Source organism: Pseudoalteromonas sp. MB47, from assembly GCF_011319765.1.
GTDB lineage: Bacteria > Pseudomonadota > Gammaproteobacteria > Enterobacterales > Alteromonadaceae > Pseudoalteromonas > Pseudoalteromonas simplex.
This window is the reverse complement of sequence record NZ_VFBD01000021.1, coordinates 142,622-160,148: the sequence shown is the minus strand read 5'-3', so window position 1 is coordinate 160,148 and position 17,527 is coordinate 142,622. Positions and strand designations below refer to the sequence as shown.

The following is a 17,527-nucleotide window of genomic DNA, read 5'->3' as shown; positions in this document are numbered from 1 at the left end:
TTGTAGGCTTATAGCTTAAAACTTACAGCTTAAAGCTAAAAACATAGAGTATTAATCGCGGAAGTTTTTGAACTGGAATGGTTGACCTAAATCAGCAGTACGAACAACTTGCATTGCTTCTTGTAAATCATCACGCTTTTTACCAGTTACACGTAATTCTTCACCTTGAATAGCAGCTTGTACTTTAATTTTTGAATCTTTGATTAACTTAACGATTTTCTTCGCTACGTCTTTTTCGATACCTTGCTTAAGAGCAACGTCACGCATTACGTATTTACCGCTACGCGATTCATCTTTAAGCTCAAGGCTAGATACATCTAAGCCACGCTTTGAAATTTTCGCAGCAAGAATGTCAAAAAGTTGCATTACTTGTTGCGGTGCTTCTGCTTTTAACTTGATTACTTTATCACTTAGTTCGATTGATGCATCAACACCACGAAAATCAAAGCGTGTCTCTAGTTCACGCTTTGCATTATCTACTGCATTCTGCGCTTCGTTCATTTCTACTTCAGAAACAATATCAAATGAAGGCATGGGGTTCTCCTAACATAGTCTTTTTTAAATTCATTTATGGTTGGCAATTATAACGCTTATTTGTCGATTCTTTCTATTTTTATCCGGCTTGTTCAGGTGCGATGCAAAAATTGTTTGATATACTGGCCATTCAATTTCGGCATTTTTAGGGTTTATTGTGACAAGGCGTGTTTACCAAGTTATCTTTTTAGCCAGCATTATTGGCTTTACGATTTTGTTTGCCAAAGAAATTAAAGGGGTGAGTAACCTCTTCCCACACGTAGATAAAGTGGCGCATTTTGGTATTTTCTTTGTACTGGCTTTGGTGATGGATAAAGCATTTAAATTACCACTTATGGTGCAAATTTTACTGTTAGCCGGATATGGTGCGGCCATTGAGTTTATGCAAGATATGCTGCCTTACCGTCAAGCCTCGGTTGGTGACTTTATCGCTGACTTTATTGGTGCCATCAGCTATTTTGCTATAAAACTTGGTTTTCATTTAGGTAGAAAGCAACGTAATGGCTAATGTTTTAATTGTTGGCGATGGTGCGATTGGCTTATTGTTTAGCCATTTTTTATCTGCACAACATGACATCACATTACTGACCCGAAAACCAACCTTGACCACACGTTTTTATCAAGCAAGCAATGGCAAATCACACCCTATCAAAGCCCATCTCATTAATCACAAAGAGCTTGGTCATACAGCGCCCTTTGATTTGGTGTTAATAACAGTAAAAGCATTTCAAGTTCAAGCGGCCTTTAAGCAAATAAAACCTTATCTCAGTAGAACATGCCAAATCGTTATTTCTCATAATGGCATGGGTAATGTTGATGAACTTAATGCCCAGCTTTTGAATACGCAAGGATTAGCGTTTTTAACCACGCGTTTAGCTGGTTTTAAAACAACGCCTTATAGCGTAAACCATACAGGTAATGGTGAAAGTGTGCTAGGCGCATGTAATGCAGCTGCAAGCGAAAGGCTCAACGAGCTTGAGCAGCAGTTTAGTTACTTGCCGCATTTTTCTGTGAGCGATGATATTCACTCATTGCGATGGCAAAAACTGTTAGTGAATATTGCCATTAACCCGTTAACAGCAATTCATAACGTAAAAAATGGCCAGTTACGCGCACCACAATTTAGCACGCGCATTATTAATTTACTCAATGAGGCCTGCTTGGTTGCCAATAAACAAGGGGTTAAAGTAAAACTCAGCGAGGCGCTGGATCAAGCCTACTCTGTGATGACAGCCACCGCTGAAAACTTTTCTTCTATGCAACAAGACATCAGCCATAATCGAGAATCTGAAATTGATGCAATTTGTGGTTATGTGTGCGAGCAAGGCGCTAAGTTAGGAATAAAAACCCCCTATAATCAAGCAATGCTCAGCATGATAAAAATAAAAAGTTAAGCTACAAGGAGAAAGGGGAAAGTTCTCGTAATGATTTCAGGCATTAAAAAAGCGCGAACATGTCGCGCTTTTATCAGTATCTTTTACGGACGATACACTTTTACGTTGCTAAAGCCTTCTTCGTGCAAGATCAGCGCTTGTAGCTGACTCATCACACCTTTAGCACAATATAAGTAATATTCTTTATCTTTTGGTAAGTCACCAAATTTAGTTGCTAAGCGGAAGAAAGGTAAATGTACAACTTCAATACCTTCAAGTTCTAGTGGGTTTGCGTCTTCTTCTTCAGGTGAGCGAATATCAACAACAACCGCCCCTTCAGGTAAATCAGATACAGACTCAGCTTCTTTCACCTCTTCTTTTGCTTCGGTGTCGATATCGCGAATATCCATCACACGTGCATTTTCAACAACTGTATTTAGCACGTCGAAGTCAAACTTAGCTTCTTCGGCAAGAATAGTTTTGATTTTAGCTTTAACCGTTGGCTTTTTAGAAATGACGCCACAGTATTCAGGCATGCTTTCTGCCATCTCTGCTGTGCCGATTTGACGCGCAATATTGATAATATCTTGCTTGTCGTGTTGGATTAACGGGCGAATGATTAAAGTTTCCGTCACACGGTCAATCACACTTAGATTAGCCAATGTTTGGCTTGATACCTGACCAATACTTTCGCCAGTCACTAGCGCTTGTACACCTAGTTTTTCTGCAACTTGGCTACCGGCACGCATCATCATACGCTTAAGCACAACACCCATTTGGCTGTTTTCAACATTCTCTAAAATCTCAGCAACAACAGGTTCAAAATCAACAGTAACAAACTTCACTTTGTGAGTAGAGCTGAACTGTTTCCAGATATAATAACTCGCCTGCTTAACACCGATTTCGTGCGCAGCACCACCTAAGTTAAAGAACAAGAAGTGAGTACGCGCACCTTTACGGATCATTTGGTAGCTTGCAACACCAGAGTCAAAACCGCCCGACATAAGCGATAATACATCTTCTTGTGTTGGCAACGGGAAGCCCGCCATACCTAAGTGAGTTTGAGTAACAATGTATGCTTTATCATCACGTACTTCTAAGCGAACAGTCACTTCAGGGTGAGATAATTTAACGCGCGCACCTTCAACATGCTGGTTTAAACCACCACCTACGTAGCGCTCTACATCGCTCGATGTGAAATCATGCTTACCAGAACGTTTACAACGCACACAGAAGGTTTTGCCCGCAATCGTGTGGCCGATTAGTTCAAGTGCTTTTTGGTAAATATCGTCAATTGAGTCGAAGTCTGTTTCTGTTACTTCAATAAACTGTACGATACCTGGAATGCGTTTTAAGCCATCGATAATATCTAAGCGAACTTGCTCAGATTCTAGCAAGCTAACAACAGAGATATTGTCCCAGTTGTTTCTTACCTGCACTTTTTCGTCAACACGACGCAAAACGATCTTAATGTTATTTTCTAATAACTTGGTAAAACGCTTACGAACAGATTTACTCTTGATCGCGATTTCAGGGTGTAATTTGACGATAAATTTAAGCATAGTTCACTCTTAGACTGTGGATTTCACACGCCCTAAGGTATAGCAACCTCAAGGGCGCGCGATTATAACAAAAATTATAGCGTCTAGGAAATAAACTGCTTTGCGGGGTTATTGTTCGCTTTGCTCTGTTTCAGCAAGGGCTAAATACTTGGCTCTTAATTGATTTACTTGCTCTAAGTGTTGCTCGGTGCAATGGGCTTTTAATAGCAGCAATACCTTTAAAATACCGTTATAAATATCGGCTCTGGCAAGTTCACCGCTTAAGCGGCGAGCTTTGATGTAAGGTGTCCAAAAGCTCACGGTCATTTTAAGCATATGCGCAAGCTCTGTGACATCTTCGTCTTCAATGCAGATGATACCGCCTTCTCGTAATGCAAAAAGTACCTCTTTTACTTGCTCCAAAAGCTCTGCTTGAAACGCAATGTAGCCTTTTTTCAGCTCTTCATCACGAGATAAAATATCGCCTAAGTTGTCGTAGAAAAACTGAAAACGCCACATAAGTTCAAATAGCGAATCAAGATAGCCCGCTAGGTTTTCTAGTGCATCATCGTCAGGAGTCAGTGGCTTAAAGTGGGTATGTAAATGGTCGCTATACAAAGCAAATATGTGGCGAATAATATCTTCTTTATTTTTAAAGTGATAATACAAGTTACCAGGGCTTATCCCCATATGCGAAGCGATATGGTTAGTTGTTATGGCACGCTCACCGTGGCGATTAAATAATTCGATGCTGGTGTGTATGATCTTGTCCTTTGTGCTCATAGCCTATTTACTCTGTTTTTTATGATTATTACGGTCCCCAGCCGAGCAGTATAAACAAATGCGCGACAATTAAATACTACCTTGAAAAATATTAACCTCAATCGGCTTAGTACCTTATATAGGTGAAGGTTCCTAATCCGATACGCGTATTTTCTAAGCTGCATAGTCGAGAAAACACTGTTAATATAGCAAGCAAATTTATAAATCGCTGATAGTTATGAACGTTACTGCAATCTATCCGGGCACTTTCGACCCACTTACAAATGGCCATACAGACTTAATTCATCGCGCGGCAAAAATGTTCGATAAAGTGATTGTTGCCATTGCGCATAATCCTAGTAAACAACCCTGCTTTACCCTTGATGAGCGTGTTGAACTTGCTAATAAGATTTTGGCGCACCTTGATAACGTGAGTGTAATTGGTTTTTCTGGCTTATTGGCTGATTTAGCTCGCGACCATAAAGCCGAAGTGCTTATTCGCGGTATTCGTGCTGTGTCTGACTTTGACTATGAATTTCAGTTAGCTAATATGAATCGTCGTCTAAACCCTGATCTAGAAAGTGTATTTTTAACACCAGCAGAAAAGAATTCGTTTATATCATCAACTCTAGTTAAAGAAGTTGCACGCCACAATGGCGATGTGAGCGAGTTTGTTGACCCTATTGTAGCCAAAGCCTTACAGGATAAAATTCACGGATGAAATTAAAAAAGTTCATTAGCTTAACTGCATTACTAATGATCTCTGCGCCAAGTGTTGCTGGGCCATGGATAGAAAGCGACGACCCACTGCTTCGCGCTTCAATCGAAATGCTATTTAACCAGGGCATTATTAAACAGCCTATTAATAGCTACCCATTAATGTGGCAAGGTATCGCACGGGACCTAGACGTTGCCAATACCAGCCAACTTGATGAGCAAAGCTTATTTGCGTATCAGCATGTAAAACATGCTCTTGATAATGCAAAGCAAAAAACTAGTTCAGGTATTCGCCTAAACTACAACAGCGAACCTCTCACTCAGCAAGGTTTTGGTAAACGCCACCAGCAAGAAAGCGGTGTAAATAGTTATGGTTCAATCACAGGGAAGCGTGTTAGCGCTAAAGTGAGTGTAAATTACGCCGATGACGCCCTTGATAAACAGCATGTTACTTATCAAGATAGCTATTTAGCCGTACTCCTGGGTAATTGGTCACTTAGTGCGGAGCAAGTTAGCCATTGGTGGGGGCCAAGTAACGATAATGCCCTACTACTATCAAATAATGCGGCGCCAATGAAAGGTGTTCGCTTCAGCAGAGCAAATACACAATATGTAGGCCCAAGTTGGTTGTCGTTTATCGGTAATTGGCAGTTAACAGGTATCTACGCCAAACAAAAGCCATATCTAAATAGCTCAGAGGACGGTGACTTTTGGGCGCTCCGGTTTGCAAGTACGCCATTAACAGGCCTTGAAATTGCGATTAATAGTGCAGGCTCTGATTATTTAACTAGCCTCGAAATCAACCCTGTTACACTCGAAAGCAGTGAATCAACACACCGTTTAACGAGTTTAGATGTTAAGTATTCAACCACTTTAGCGGCGCAACCAGTGGCATTTTATGCTGAAGTAATGGGTCGAAATGAAAGTGGTTTAGCACCGAGCGAGCCGTTTTATACGCTAGGCGTAGAAAGCTATTTTGGCTCGAAAGAAAGTCTATTAAAAAGCTACTTTGAATACTCAAATACAGAGCAAAACTGTGATCAAATTAGTGATTGCGTATATGGCTCTGGTAGCTATACACAACGCTCACGCTTAATTGGCAGCTCAACACCGCTACAAAGTAAATCGGCTATTCTTGGCGCCTATTACCACACTCTAAATGGTTATGGTGGCCATGCGAAGTTACGTTGGATTGAAAGCGAAACCACACACGCTGAGCTCGCATCAGATACGAGTCAGCTGCAGTTAGAGCTTGGTTATCAGCAATCTGTGTTGAATGGTCTGTGGAAAGTGACAGGGCTTATTTCAAAAGATGAAATAGGTGATGAGTCAGAAACAAACACAGCCCTTAGAACTAGCTGGGAATACCGTTTCTAACCAATTGGGGTCAAGCTGGTTCAGCTTGGCCTCGAACTCGCCTATATAGCTTCACAAGCCCTAAAAAGTCTTTATTACTGAAAAGAGCGATGAGCATCATGATATCCATCAGGTTCACAGTGATACTGTAGACATCCCAAAACCACCAACTTCCAGTATAAGCATAGTTAATATCGAAATACATGGCTAAAAATAGTGATGAATTGACGAGAAGCCCAGTGTACACATAAAGCTTAGCTGGGGCCTGTGCAAGATTTCGCTTTCGAGCAATTAACCATACAATTAGCAGTATTGTTAAATCAGATAGCGCCCAAATGACATAGGCAAAGCTTGAATCTAACATATCATAACCAAGCGCGATATTGAGTAATGGGTCGCTCATCATGTAAGAAATAAACAGTGCAAGTGAGATCCACATCACTGTTTTGTCACCATTCGGTACAGATGATTTCTTTACCATGTTATAAAGAAACGACATCAAAAACCCCCACATGATGAATGCTGCGAGGTATACTCCAAAGTTGTCTTGGATTAGTTTAAGCATTTAACTCTCGCTGAACGCTACATCTAGTCTTAAGGTATTTTAACAATGCCGCTAACTTAAAAAAGTCTTTATTAGTTAACAGGGCGGCCAGCATGGTTAGATCCATCACATTGACTGTGACTGTATATACATCCCATAACCACCACCTTTCTTCGTTCCCGTAAATACTAACATCTAGGTATAAGCAGAAAAACAAGCAGCTATTCGTTAACAAACCAATAATCACATACAACTTGGCTGGGAATTTTTCTATCGGGCTATTTCGACTAATAAGCAGAATGATACCCAAACATGTCAAATCAAGAATACACCAAATAATAAAAATAGAAGCATACCTCAACGACTCTATTTCAAAAGCCATCGATACTAATGGATCGGTGAGTAAGTAAGAGAGAAATATAGCTAAAGAGATCCACATCAAAGTTTTATCTTTACTTACAATTGAGGAGCGACTAACCATATTGAATAAAAAGGTCATCAAAAATCCCCACATGATTAATGTGGCAAAGTATGTACCCAATGTTTGCTGAATAGTTATTATTAAATTATTAATGTTCATAATGATAAGGCCACAGCAAGAATTTAATTAGTAGGTAGGGAGAAATGGAATGTAGAAATATATATGGATAACTTTCGTTAGTTAGTATCCAAGGTTGTTTTTTCTTTGCTTTTTAAATAAGTAGTTCTTAACTTTACCAACAAATAAAAAGTCTTTATTCGTAATTAATGCCACTATCATTAAGAAATCTACAACATTGACACCAATAGAGTAAAAGGTCCAAAACCACCACACCTCTCTATTCCAAAGCACTATCAAATCAATATGAATCAATGCATATAAAACGCTGTTAATAATTAACCCAGCGTATATATATTTCGCTGCAGTAGAAGTTTTAGATAAAAATCGATGAGAAACAAGTATAAAGAGCAGCGTTATAAGGTCATATACAAACCACTCAATGTATAAGTTTGTATTTGAACTTTCAAGTTCAATGAAATGGTTGCTGCTAAAGTAAGAAACAGCCATGAAAAAAGAGGTAATTACTAGAGATTTGTTTTGATTAAGCTCACTAACATAGAAAAACAAATTAAGTAAGAACGCCATCAGCATTCCCAAAACAATAATCGTGTCGAAATGTAAACCGAGCGAGCTTAAATCAAAATACATCTAACTTATTTTTCCAAAAATTATGTCTCTTTTTTATCAGGGAAAACTAAGCCGCCGCCACCGCGTTGGATCTCAGCACCACCAGATAAAGCCAAGGCTTCACTTGATAAAGTTACTGTATCAGATTGCAGGGTTTTATTACTAGTAGTTTGTTCCAAAGCAGGCTTTGTTTGTTGCATTTGGCTGTAAGCTTGCATTTGCAATTGGCTATTGTTTGAAACTTGCATAAGTTAATTCCTTTAAGTTAATTGTTTTTTCAGTGTAGCTTACAATAGCTTGTAAGCTGAGTTAAGCGTTCTCATTTTTTTGACGCTTTTTTATACTTCATCGCGACGTTGCCACCGCATTGATAATAAAAGCAATTAACGATCCAACTTTTACAAAAGTTGATCATTTTGATCATAAAAGTCAGTAAATCTAAATTTCAGACATAAAAAAACGCACAGGGGTAACCGTGCGTTTTTCCTATCCAGGGAAAATTAAGCCACGTGTTTACACGGGATCACCGCGCTATTACTTGGCTTTAAAATATATTCCATTGCCACTTCATCGCAATTATCTTTACGAAGGCAAAGCTCACAATCTTTGATCACTTTTTCTGGCAAACTGTCTTTGCTACAAAAGCTGAAACCTTGGCTTGCAAAAAATTCTGGCACTCTTGTCAGAACAATTACCCGACTAAGCGCCAAGCTTTTGGCTTTTTTTAGCAAATGTTCAACAAGTTGACGTCCCTGCCCGGCAATTCGTGATTCGGGGTCCACCCCGAGCGAGCGAATTTCAGCAAGGCCAGTATCGTAAATATAAAGCGAGGCACAGCCAGCAACTTGGTTTTCAACTTCAGTGACAGCAAACTCATTAATTGAGTGAATCATGTCGCTTTTAGCTCGTGGTAGGTTTTCACCTACCGTAGCCCAATGCTGAATAAGCTTAGCGATAGACTCAACATCATTTAAGGTTGCGTCACGTACCGCTATTTGCTGTTTTTTTTTGCGTATTTGATGGCACTTGTTACTTGCTCGAGAGAGGTACCACCCTGCGCTTGTCTTGCTTTAATACAGGCGTCTATTTCTAATACAGGATATACATCTGATTCGAAAATGCTATGCACTGACTTAAATTGCTCTAAACTTAAATCTTCTAAGTTATTCCCTTGTGCAATAGCCATTTGCACGAGCGTACCAACAATGTGATGACCTTCCCTAAATGGAATACCTTTAGCCACTAAATAATCAGCAAGTTCAGTCGCATTTGAGTGACCACCTTTTGCAGCTGCTAATGTTTTATCTGCATTAACTTTAATGCCTTTGATACACGCTTGCGCCATATGAATACATGCCAGCCAAGTTGGCATCGCATCAAATAAGCCCTCTTTGTCCTCTTGCATATCTTTATTGTAAGCAAGTGGTAGCGCTTTAAGTGTCATCATCATGGCACTGAATGCGCCAAAAACGCGGCCAGTTTTACCACGAATTAACTCTAGTGCGTCTGGGTTTTTCTTTTGCGGCATTAGTGAAGAGCCTGATGTTACCCCATCAGAAAGCTCAATAAAGCCCGCTTCACCCGAATTATAGAAAATTAAATCTTCGGCCATACGCGATAAGTGAATCATCGAAATCGATGCACAGCTTAATAGCTCAACCACAAAATCACGATCTGATACAGCATCAAGGCTATTGCGTGTGGCACCATTAAAGCCTAACCCTTCGGCAAGCATTTGCCTATCAATTGGGTACGCAGTACCGGCTAATGCACCGCTACCAAGTGGGCAATAGTTCATACGGTTTTTGGCATCGCTTAAACGGCTCTCATCACGCTCAAGCATTTCAACATAAGCCATACACCAATGACTAAATAACACAGGTTGTGCACGCTGTAAGTGTGTGTAACCCGGTAAAATAGTGCCAAGCTCACGCTCAGCTAAGGCAATAAACTCACCTTTCAGCTCTGCGATTGCTGCAAGGATATGCTCAGCTGTATCACGACACCACAAGCGGAAATCTGTTGCAACTTGGTCATTACGACTACGACCAGTGTGTAACTTTTTAGCAAGGTCACCCACTTTATCAATCAGTGCTGATTCAACATAAGAATGAATATCTTCATGCCCTGCTACAGCAACTGCTTGTGGGTTTGCTTTAACTTCATCTAACAGCTTATTAAGTGCTGCAACTAAGTCATCGTATTCTTGCTGGTTTAAAACGTTTACTTGTTTTAACGCCCCAGCCCAAGCAACTGAACCAATAATGTCTTGCTCTGCAAGTTGATAATCAAAAGGAAGTGAATCGTTGAATTGTTTAAACGCTTCATCTGGACCCGTAGAAAAACGTCCGCCCCATAGTGCCATTGAACTGTCTCCAAATTCGGCTATTGCCCTGCAATGCAGGGCAATAATTAAATTACTTTTTCGTTAGTGCTGAGATTCTGCTTGAAAGCGAGAATAAACGAATGAAACCTTCTGCATGAGATTGGTCATATACATCATCTTCGCCGAAGGTTGCGAAATCTTCGCTGTATAAGCTATTCGGTGATTTTTTCTGTACCGCAGTGACTTGGCCTTTATAAAGCTTAAGTACTACTTCACCCGTTGCTAACTTAGACAGTGATTCAGCACCTGCAAGAATCGAGTCTTTTAATGGCGTAAACCAACGACCATCATAGACTAAATGAGAGAACTCACCACCAAGCACTTCTTTCCATTTACGGCTTGATTTATCTAGCACTAACTCGTCAATCGCTTGAAGAGCTGCCATGATCACAGTGCCTCCAGGTGTTTCATAACAGCCACGCGACTTCATACCCACTAAACGGTTTTCTACGATATCAACACGACCCACACCATGCGGCGCAGCAATGTCATTTAATTTAACTAAGCAGTCATATGGTTTTAATGACTCACCGTTAACAGCAACCACTTCACCTTCAACAACGTTTAATGTTACATATTCTGCTTCATTAGGTGCTTGCTCTGGCGAGTTAGTCCATGTCCATACTTGATCACTTGGTTGGCACCATGGATCTTCAAGCTCACCACCTTCGTGAGAAATATGCCAAGCATTCGCATCACGGCTATAAATTTTCGTAGCTGACGCAGAACACGGAATATTACGCTCAGCTAAGTAATCAAGTAATGATTCACGGCTTGATAAGTCCCACTCACGCCATGGTGCAATCACTTTTAGATCTGGTGCAAGGGCTGCGAAACATGACTCAAAACGCACCTGATCGTTACCTTTACCAGTACAACCATGTGAAAGCGCATCAGCACCTACTTTACGGGCAATTTCAACCTGCGCTTTAGCAATGATTGGACGCGCCATAGACGTACCTAGTAAATAAGTGCCTTCGTAAATAGAACCCGTTTTTAAAGTTGGGTAAATATAATCACTGACCATTTCGCCTTTTAAGTCTACGATATGGCATTCCGACGCACCTGAAGCAATGGCTTTTTCTTCAACGCCTTCAAGCTCCTCTGCGCCTTGGCCTACATCAGCAACAAACGCGATTACTTCACAGCCGTAGTTTTCTTTTAACCATGGCACGATTGCCGATGTATCAAGACCACCAGAATAGGCTAATACGACTTTTTTAATTGAACTCATTGGTGTTCCTTAAACAAAATTTGGATTTAATAATGTGACAAGTAGAGCGTTTTGCGCGTGCATACGATTCTCTGCTTGTTGAATAATTTTTGATGCTGGACCATCCATTACCTCAGAGGTAATTTCAAACTCACGATGCGCTGGCTGACAATGCAGTACAGTCTGCGCACCGGTTTTCTCTAATAGGGCTTGGTTAAGCTGATAAGGCATATATTTAGCTTTTACCTGCTCAAGCGGTGTTTTATCACCCATTGAAACCCAGGTATCAGCATAGACTGCATTTGCGCCAACTGCCGCCTCAATTCTGTCACTCACCATAACAGACGCGCCATTCATTGCTGCAATTTGCTCTGCTTGCTTGAGAATTTGCGAATCTGGCGAACTGCCTTTAGGACAAACTGCAACAAAATCAGTGCCTAAATTGGCTGCTAATAGCATTAGAGAGTGTGTGACGTTGTTACCTTCACCTAAGTAAGCAAGCTTTAGTTTGCTAACATCGCCATGCACTTCTTGCAGCGTTAAAAAGTCAGCAAGTGCTTGGCATGGGTGATATAAATCACATAGGCTATTAACAACAGGCACCGATGAATATTCAGCAAGTGTGGTCAGTGTTTTGTGCGCATTCACGCGAGCAACAATGCCATCAGCCCAAGTTGAGATATTAAGAGCAAAATCTTTAACCGATTCACGAGCGCCCATGGCACCATTTTGTGAATCTAAATAAACTGCGTGACCACCCAGTTTATTAATACCAATATCAAATGATAAACGAGTACGTAAACTTGGCTTTTCAAACAAGGTAACCACTGATTTGCCCGCTAATGCTTGGCTGAAGTCTGTTGGGTTTGCTTTAATTTTTTGCGCTAAGTTTAGTAATTTAAGTGCGCCTTTTTGGTCTAATTCAAGACCATTTAAGAAATTTTTTAACATGAAATACCTATGGTGTAATTTTCGTTCCTACATGCTCGCCTTTTAATAAAGCGACTAAGTTCTCTGGCTTCAGCCAGCTTGAGATATACACACCACGTCGTAAATGTTGGGCAGCAAGAAGGCTGGTCTTTACTTTGACCTCCATCCCGCCCTGAATAACTCCTTCAAGGATAAGTGTTTCGATTTGCTGCGTATTAAGTTGATGTAGTGGCTGCTTATTGGCATCAAGCACAGCCTCTACATCTGTCATAAAAATAAGTTCTGCATTAAGCTCTTTAGCGATAGCCGCTGCAGCTTCATCTGCATTGACGTTGTACCATTGGCCATCTTCCCCAAAACCAATAGAGCTCACTAGAGGTAAACGACCTTGTTCAAGCATGCTAGGTAGCACGCTGTCACAACTACCTGAGCACTGACCTACTTGCGCCAATACTTTAAGTTTTTCAGATACCAGTACACCCGCTTCATAAAGGCTTAAACCAACAGGTTTGTGGCCAGCGCTGATTGCTTGGCTCATCAATTGTTTATTGGCACAACCGGCAAGAGCACCAACAATATATGGCATTTGCTCATTTGGGCTGATACGTAAACCTTGATGTTTTGCAGTTACAAAGCCGGCGTCTTTAAGCCAAGCATCAACCAAGGCACCACCACCATGAACAATAACAAAGTTATCTTGTTCAGAGGCTAAAACATCAAAAAGCGCTTTTGCGGCATCTGCGCTATTTAACACAGCACCACCGACTTTAATGATCCAAGTTTTCATTACAGCGCTCCTACCAAACCAGTGTGGTGAGGTTCACCCATGGCTAAATTAATACACTGTAATGCTTGCCCAGCTGCGCCTTTTAGAAGGTTATCAATCGCTGACATAACGATGAGTTGCTCACCTTTTTGCTGCCATGCAATATCAACAAATGGTTGTTTAGCGACGCCTTTAATGCTTGGAATTTTATTGCCAAGTAAACGAATTAACGGCTCGTTAGCTAACACTTGATACGCCGCGCTCACTTGCTCTACTGTTACGCCTGGTTTTAATTGCACATAAATAGTTTCTAAGATTCCGCGAGGGAAATTACCTAAATGTGGGGTGAATAACACAGGGTGACCAAGGTGCTGCTCAATCTCAGGTGTGTGTCTGTGGTTAAACAAGCCATAAGGAGCAAGTGACACTTCGCAAAAGTGCGTGTTAACACTGGCTTTTCTGCCAGCGCCTGTAACACCTGACACCGCATTAACAATAATGGCTTGATCAGCTAATAGCCCTGCTTCTTTAAGTGGTTTTAAAGAATTAAGAGCCGCTGTTGGGTAACAACCCGCTACAGCTACAAGGTCCGCTTTACTAATTGCATCGCTATTCCATTCGGCTAAACCATACGCTGCTTGCTCTAAAAGCGCAGGGTGTTCATGTGCGAAACCGTAATAAGTCAGGTAATCCTCATTCCCAGCTAAACGGAAACCACCAGATAGGTCGAATACTTTTTTACCCATGGCTAAAAATTTCGGAGCAAGATCAACACTGACCTTGTGATCAGTACACAGGCATACATAGTCAGCATTGCTTTCGATATCTTGGAAAGCCTCAGCTGTTAGAGGTTGTAGTGGATACTCTAACAATCCAAGGTGCTCAGGGTATAAATCGCTTAATAATTTGCCTTTATCTAAACTCCCTTCAGACACATAACATGCTTGTAGGGTCAGTTTGGGGTGCTTAGCAACTAAACTTGCTAGCTCTGCGCCGCTATAACCACTTGCGCCAATAATCACTACATTCATTGCTTACTTTTACCTATTAAATCTGTTTATCGATACGCCTAAAATTACTCGCTCAATTGCGAATAAAAACACTGTCTAAAGTAATCAAATCAGGTTATCGTCGTTTCGTGTTCATCGTACAGCTTTACTAATATTTATGCTCAAAAAGTGAATTGATATTCATCATAAATACTTTTATATTGTTATGCAATTAGATTGAATAATTATTTTTGGATTTTTTTATGTCGCTACCCTCTTTTATATCTATGTATCAGCAGCTAATTGCTGCCCCTTCAATTAGTGCGATTGAAGATTCTTTGTGCATGAGCAATAAAGGGGTAATTACCTTGCTCGCAGACTGGTGCGAAAGCCTGGGTTTTACATGTGAAATAACAGAGCTTGAAAACGGCAAAGGCCGTTACAACTTATTAGCTAAACGCGGTAAAGGAGATGGCGGTTTAATGCTTGCAGGTCATACTGATACTGTGCCATTTGATGATAGCCGCTGGAACTACGATCCATTTAAACTCAGCGAGCATGACAATAAACTTTATGGCTTAGGTAGTATTGATATGAAAGGCTTTTTTGCCTTTGTACTACAGGCTATCAGCGAGCTTGATGAAACTAAGCAAACAGAGCCACTTTTAATCCTAGCCACAGCCGATGAAGAAACCACAATGGCAGGTGCGCAACAAATTTGCCGTCACCCAGACTTAAAACCAGCGCGCTGTATTATTGGTGAGCCAACAGATATGACACCGGTATTTACTCATAAAGGTCATATGAGTACAGCGATCCGCGTAATTGGTCGCTCAGGCCATAGCTCTGATCCTGAACGTGGTTTAAACGCCATCGAAGTCATGCATAAAATGATTACAAAACTGTTAATCATCAAAGAAGAATTAAAGAATAAATATTCAGTTGAGCACTTTGAAATTCCGTACCCTACTTTGAACCTTGGTCATATTCATGGTGGCGATAATGCCAACCGCATTTGTGGTTGTTGTGAAATGCACATTGATATGCGGCCTTTACCTGGTTTAAGTGTGCAAGAACTACAAGCGATTTTGCTAACAGCCGCAGAAGAGATTAATGCCCAATACCCAAATGCAGTGAGCGTTATCAACATGCATGAACCTATCCCAGCATTTAGTGGTAGCACTGATACAGCACTTGTAAAGCTGGCCGAAAAAATCTCAGGTCAACCCGCTGTCGCTGTAAACTATTGTACAGAAGCCCCTTTTATTCAACAGCTTGGCTGCGAAACCATCGTCATGGGACCGGGCTCAATTAACCAAGCCCACCAGCCAGATGAGTTTTTGGCGATGGAAAAAATTAAACCATCACAAGCGATTATCAGTAACATGATTAAAGCAAGCTGCTTTAGTGAATAACGGGAGCATCACGCTCCCTTTGTTAATCCATATACTTACTTAAATATTTTTTAAATACCGGGTCGGTTTTCGCCAGCTCTTTTTGCTCCGCTAAAATATCTTTTAGAATTGCTTTAGAGGTTAACGGGTTGGCTAATACAACACGAAAAACCACGGTGGGCTGATGGTCATATTTTGCAGGTGTTAAACGTGTACGTGATACAAAAGAGCGACCCGCTTCACGCTGACGCTTTTGCATGCTTGCAGTAAAGCGATTCAACGAAGCGTAAATATCTAATTTAGTTTCTTCGTCTGCACCTTTCAGTTTCGCTTGGATTTCTTTTGGTACGTAACGATAGGTTAATAGGCAAAGTTCAGGCTCAGAGATTAATTCAAAATCTTCATCCTGCTTGATCATATCGGCAAAAGTGCGCGCTTTCACGATACTGCGATCAATTAGCATCTCGTAACCTTTACGGCCAATAACACGTAAGCAAGCATGCACTAACATTGCCATACCTGGGCGGCTGCCCTCAAGGGTATGACTGCCTAAATCTTTTGAGCCTTTACGAAGAATATATTCCGCATGATGCTCAATAGCATCCGTCGCAGCAGGGTCTTTAAATAACACCAGACCCGCTCCCATTGGAACATACATTTGTTTGTGAGCATCAATGGTAATTGAATCAGCGCGTTCGATACCGCTTAAAAGGCGGCGGTAATTTGAAGAAAGTAAGGTTGCACCGCCCCATGCAGCGTCAACATGAAAATGACAACCTAGTTCTTCGCTTAAATCAGCCATTTCATTGAGTGGATCTATGCTGCCCGTTTCAGTCGTACCAGCAACACCCACAAGTGCCATTACCTTAATGCCAGACGCTTCAAGCTCATGGGCCTTTTTACGCATCGCATCGACATCGACTTTATTATTTTCGCCGGTTGCGATTGCGACAATGTTATCGCGACCAATACCCAGTAGGTCAACGGTTTTGCCTAATGAGTAATGGCCTCGCTCAGAAACAAGCACAGCTAAGCCTTTGTAACCATAGTGCAGCATTCCCGCGATTAAACCCTGTGCAGCAATGCCTTTATAGTCACCATTGGCTTTTAATAAACGGTTGCGGGCAATCCATAAGGCGGTAATGTTAGCGACAGTGCCACCTGAACAGAATGCGCCTAATGACGTTTTCGCACTGTGCATCCATTTGCTATAAAAGCTGTCGTCTTCACCATAAGCAAGGTGATGCATCATGCCCAAAACTTGTCTTTCAAGTGGCGTAAATGCCTTTGAAGTTTCAATTTTTACTAGGTTTTGGTTTAGACCGACCATTAATTTAGAAAGCGGTAACACAAAATGCGGTAACGCTGAGGTCATGTGACCAATAAAGCTTGGTGCAGCAGTGTGCACTGAATGAGCAACCAACTGCTCCATAATATCTTGAGCATAATCAGAAACAAAGGTTGGCTCTTCTGGGATAGTGGCCGTTTGAAAGTCTTTTTCAATTTCGTGCAAAGGCTTTTCAATTGCAGCTATATTCTCATTTAAGAACCCAGCTAAGTTGCTAGAAATTTCAGATTCGATTTTACTTAATGTCGAGTCTGGTGCTTCTGGCACCGTAAAAATACGAATCAAGCTTTCTTTGGAGGCGACGGCACAACGCTTTTGATCCATCCTAATACCCATAATTAGCAGCTAAAAATGCACCTGATGATGGGACATCTTGGTGAACACTTTTGCGGCACTGTTGCTACGAAATTGGCTAACTTTACTGGAATATCACGAAAATGTCTCGCATAAAGCTAAAAAGGCATAATTTCGATGACAAAAAAATGATTTATTGATGAAATTTGCGG

The 17,527-nt window shown here is 41.0% G+C and carries 17 protein-coding genes and 1 pseudogene; 5 read left to right on the top strand and 13 right to left on the bottom strand.

Annotated features, from left to right (window positions below; all coding sequences use genetic code 11):
* Positions 1–51 precede the first annotated feature (51 nt).
* A complete protein-coding gene (locus tag IMPJCBKJ_RS12300; protein ID WP_054551104.1) occupies positions 52–534 on the bottom strand; it encodes a YajQ family cyclic di-GMP-binding protein in 483 nt (160 codons plus the stop codon).
* Positions 535–691: 157 nt separating this feature from the next.
* Between IMPJCBKJ_RS12300 and IMPJCBKJ_RS12295 the strand changes: the two genes are divergently transcribed.
* Both IMPJCBKJ_RS12295 and IMPJCBKJ_RS12290 read left to right on the top strand, forming a co-directional pair.
* Positions 692–1,042 (top strand): VanZ family protein, encoded by a 351-nt coding sequence (locus IMPJCBKJ_RS12295; RefSeq protein WP_054551103.1) that lies wholly within the window; start codon positions 692–694, stop codon positions 1,040–1,042.
* Positions 1,035–1,928, top strand: coding sequence for a 2-dehydropantoate 2-reductase (locus IMPJCBKJ_RS12290; RefSeq protein ID WP_166340588.1), 894 nt, complete (start codon positions 1,035–1,037; stop codon positions 1,926–1,928). Before IMPJCBKJ_RS12295 ends, IMPJCBKJ_RS12290 begins: the two co-directional genes overlap by 8 nt.
* 83 nt (positions 1,929–2,011) lie before the next feature.
* On the opposite strand, the gene thiI is transcribed toward IMPJCBKJ_RS12290, so the two are convergent.
* On the bottom strand, positions 2,012–3,469 hold the full coding sequence (gene thiI / locus IMPJCBKJ_RS12285; protein WP_062566412.1) for a tRNA uracil 4-sulfurtransferase ThiI: 1,458 nt from the start codon (positions 3,467–3,469) through the stop codon (positions 2,012–2,014).
* A 108-nt stretch (positions 3,470–3,577) separates the two neighbouring features.
* On the bottom strand, positions 3,578–4,231 hold the full coding sequence (locus IMPJCBKJ_RS12280; protein ID WP_138619258.1) for a TetR/AcrR family transcriptional regulator: 654 nt from the start codon (positions 4,229–4,231) through the stop codon (positions 3,578–3,580).
* A gap of 217 nt (positions 4,232–4,448) precedes the next feature.
* Here IMPJCBKJ_RS12280 and coaD point away from each other — a divergent pair, with 217 nt between their 5' ends.
* Positions 4,449–4,931 (top strand): pantetheine-phosphate adenylyltransferase, encoded by a 483-nt coding sequence (gene coaD / locus IMPJCBKJ_RS12275; protein WP_054551099.1) that lies wholly within the window; start codon positions 4,449–4,451, stop codon positions 4,929–4,931.
* Positions 4,928–6,304 (top strand): capsule assembly Wzi family protein, encoded by a 1,377-nt coding sequence (locus IMPJCBKJ_RS12270; protein ID WP_166340587.1) that lies wholly within the window; start codon positions 4,928–4,930, stop codon positions 6,302–6,304. Before coaD ends, IMPJCBKJ_RS12270 begins: the two co-directional genes overlap by 4 nt.
* Positions 6,305–6,314: 10 nt before the next feature.
* On the opposite strand, the gene IMPJCBKJ_RS12265 is transcribed toward IMPJCBKJ_RS12270, so the two are convergent.
* The 9 genes and pseudogenes from IMPJCBKJ_RS12265 to argC form a co-directional block, all read right to left on the bottom strand.
* Complete coding sequence (locus tag IMPJCBKJ_RS12265) at positions 6,315–6,848, bottom strand: hypothetical protein (RefSeq protein WP_166340586.1); 534 nt, start codon at positions 6,846–6,848, stop codon at positions 6,315–6,317.
* On the bottom strand, positions 6,841–7,407 hold the full coding sequence (locus tag IMPJCBKJ_RS12260; RefSeq protein ID WP_166340585.1) for a hypothetical protein: 567 nt from the start codon (positions 7,405–7,407) through the stop codon (positions 6,841–6,843). The genes IMPJCBKJ_RS12265 and IMPJCBKJ_RS12260 overlap by 8 nt, the downstream gene beginning before the upstream one ends.
* 81 nt (positions 7,408–7,488) lie before the next feature.
* On the bottom strand, positions 7,489–7,953 hold the full coding sequence (locus IMPJCBKJ_RS12255) for a hypothetical protein (RefSeq protein WP_166340584.1): 465 nt from the start codon (positions 7,951–7,953) through the stop codon (positions 7,489–7,491).
* An 83-nt stretch (positions 7,954–8,036) separates the two neighbouring features.
* The gene (locus IMPJCBKJ_RS12250; protein WP_054560938.1) at positions 8,037–8,243 is read right to left on the bottom strand and encodes a hypothetical protein; all 207 of its coding nucleotides are present in this window, start codon (positions 8,241–8,243) and stop codon (positions 8,037–8,039) included.
* Between the two features lie 252 nt (positions 8,244–8,495).
* A pseudogene (gene argH, locus IMPJCBKJ_RS12245) lies at positions 8,496–10,360 on the bottom strand (argininosuccinate lyase).
* Between the two features lie 52 nt (positions 10,361–10,412).
* On the bottom strand, positions 10,413–11,615 hold the full coding sequence (locus IMPJCBKJ_RS12240; protein ID WP_166340583.1) for an argininosuccinate synthase: 1,203 nt from the start codon (positions 11,613–11,615) through the stop codon (positions 10,413–10,415).
* A 9-nt stretch (positions 11,616–11,624) separates the two neighbouring features.
* On the bottom strand, positions 11,625–12,545 hold the full coding sequence (locus tag IMPJCBKJ_RS12235; protein ID WP_054551090.1) for an ornithine carbamoyltransferase: 921 nt from the start codon (positions 12,543–12,545) through the stop codon (positions 11,625–11,627).
* Between the two features lie 7 nt (positions 12,546–12,552).
* Positions 12,553–13,311, bottom strand: a complete 759-nt coding sequence (argB, locus tag IMPJCBKJ_RS12230; RefSeq protein ID WP_138599667.1) for an acetylglutamate kinase — start codon at positions 13,309–13,311, stop codon at positions 12,553–12,555.
* Entirely contained in the window at positions 13,311–14,321 is a 1,011-nt protein-coding gene (gene argC, locus IMPJCBKJ_RS12225; protein WP_166340582.1) for an N-acetyl-gamma-glutamyl-phosphate reductase, read from the bottom strand. The genes argB and argC overlap by 1 nt, the downstream gene beginning before the upstream one ends.
* Positions 14,322–14,542: 221 nt before the next feature.
* Here argC and argE point away from each other — a divergent pair, with 221 nt between their 5' ends.
* Positions 14,543–15,694, top strand: coding sequence for an acetylornithine deacetylase (gene argE, locus IMPJCBKJ_RS12220; RefSeq protein ID WP_166340581.1), 1,152 nt, complete (start codon positions 14,543–14,545; stop codon positions 15,692–15,694).
* A gap of 22 nt (positions 15,695–15,716) precedes the next feature.
* On the opposite strand, the gene panP is transcribed toward argE, so the two are convergent.
* Positions 15,717–17,345 carry a pyridoxal-dependent aspartate 1-decarboxylase PanP gene (panP, locus tag IMPJCBKJ_RS12215; RefSeq protein WP_166340580.1) on the bottom strand — a complete coding sequence of 543 codons (1,629 nt, stop codon included), beginning with the start codon at positions 17,343–17,345 and terminating at the stop codon, positions 15,717–15,719.
* Between the last annotated feature and the right edge of the window lie 182 nt (positions 17,346–17,527).

What these genes read in the sequence shown, in the direction of transcription:
- IMPJCBKJ_RS12290 (WP_166340588.1), top strand. Translation starts at nt 1,035, where the DNA reads ATGGCTAATGTTTTAATTGTTGGCGATGGTGCGATTGGCTTATTGTTT.
- coaD (WP_054551099.1), top strand. Translation starts at nt 4,449, where the DNA reads ATGAACGTTACTGCAATCTATCCGGGCACTTTCGACCCACTTACAAAT.
- argE (WP_166340581.1), top strand. Translation starts at nt 14,543, where the DNA reads ATGTCGCTACCCTCTTTTATATCTATGTATCAGCAGCTAATTGCTGCC.
- IMPJCBKJ_RS12255 (WP_166340584.1), bottom strand. Translation starts at nt 7,953, where the DNA reads ATGGCGTTCTTACTTAATTTGTTTTTCTATGTTAGTGAGCTTAATCAA.
- IMPJCBKJ_RS12280 (WP_138619258.1), bottom strand. Translation starts at nt 4,231, where the DNA reads ATGAGCACAAAGGACAAGATCATACACACCAGCATCGAATTATTTAAT.
- IMPJCBKJ_RS12250 (WP_054560938.1), bottom strand. Translation starts at nt 8,243, where the DNA reads ATGCAAGTTTCAAACAATAGCCAATTGCAAATGCAAGCTTACAGCCAA.
- thiI (WP_062566412.1), bottom strand. Translation starts at nt 3,469, where the DNA reads ATGCTTAAATTTATCGTCAAATTACACCCTGAAATCGCGATCAAGAGT.
- argB (WP_138599667.1), bottom strand. Translation starts at nt 13,311, where the DNA reads ATGAAAACTTGGATCATTAAAGTCGGTGGTGCTGTGTTAAATAGCGCA.
- IMPJCBKJ_RS12265 (WP_166340586.1), bottom strand. Translation starts at nt 6,848, where the DNA reads ATGCTTAAACTAATCCAAGACAACTTTGGAGTATACCTCGCAGCATTC.
- IMPJCBKJ_RS12260 (WP_166340585.1), bottom strand. Translation starts at nt 7,407, where the DNA reads ATGAACATTAATAATTTAATAATAACTATTCAGCAAACATTGGGTACA.
- panP (WP_166340580.1), bottom strand. Translation starts at nt 17,345, where the DNA reads ATGGATCAAAAGCGTTGTGCCGTCGCCTCCAAAGAAAGCTTGATTCGT.
- argC (WP_166340582.1), bottom strand. Translation starts at nt 14,321, where the DNA reads ATGAATGTAGTGATTATTGGCGCAAGTGGTTATAGCGGCGCAGAGCTA.
- IMPJCBKJ_RS12235 (WP_054551090.1), bottom strand. Translation starts at nt 12,545, where the DNA reads ATGTTAAAAAATTTCTTAAATGGTCTTGAATTAGACCAAAAAGGCGCA.
- IMPJCBKJ_RS12270 (WP_166340587.1), top strand. Translation starts at nt 4,928, where the DNA reads ATGAAATTAAAAAAGTTCATTAGCTTAACTGCATTACTAATGATCTCT.
- IMPJCBKJ_RS12300 (WP_054551104.1), bottom strand. Translation starts at nt 534, where the DNA reads ATGCCTTCATTTGATATTGTTTCTGAAGTAGAAATGAACGAAGCGCAG.
- IMPJCBKJ_RS12240 (WP_166340583.1), bottom strand. Translation starts at nt 11,615, where the DNA reads ATGAGTTCAATTAAAAAAGTCGTATTAGCCTATTCTGGTGGTCTTGAT.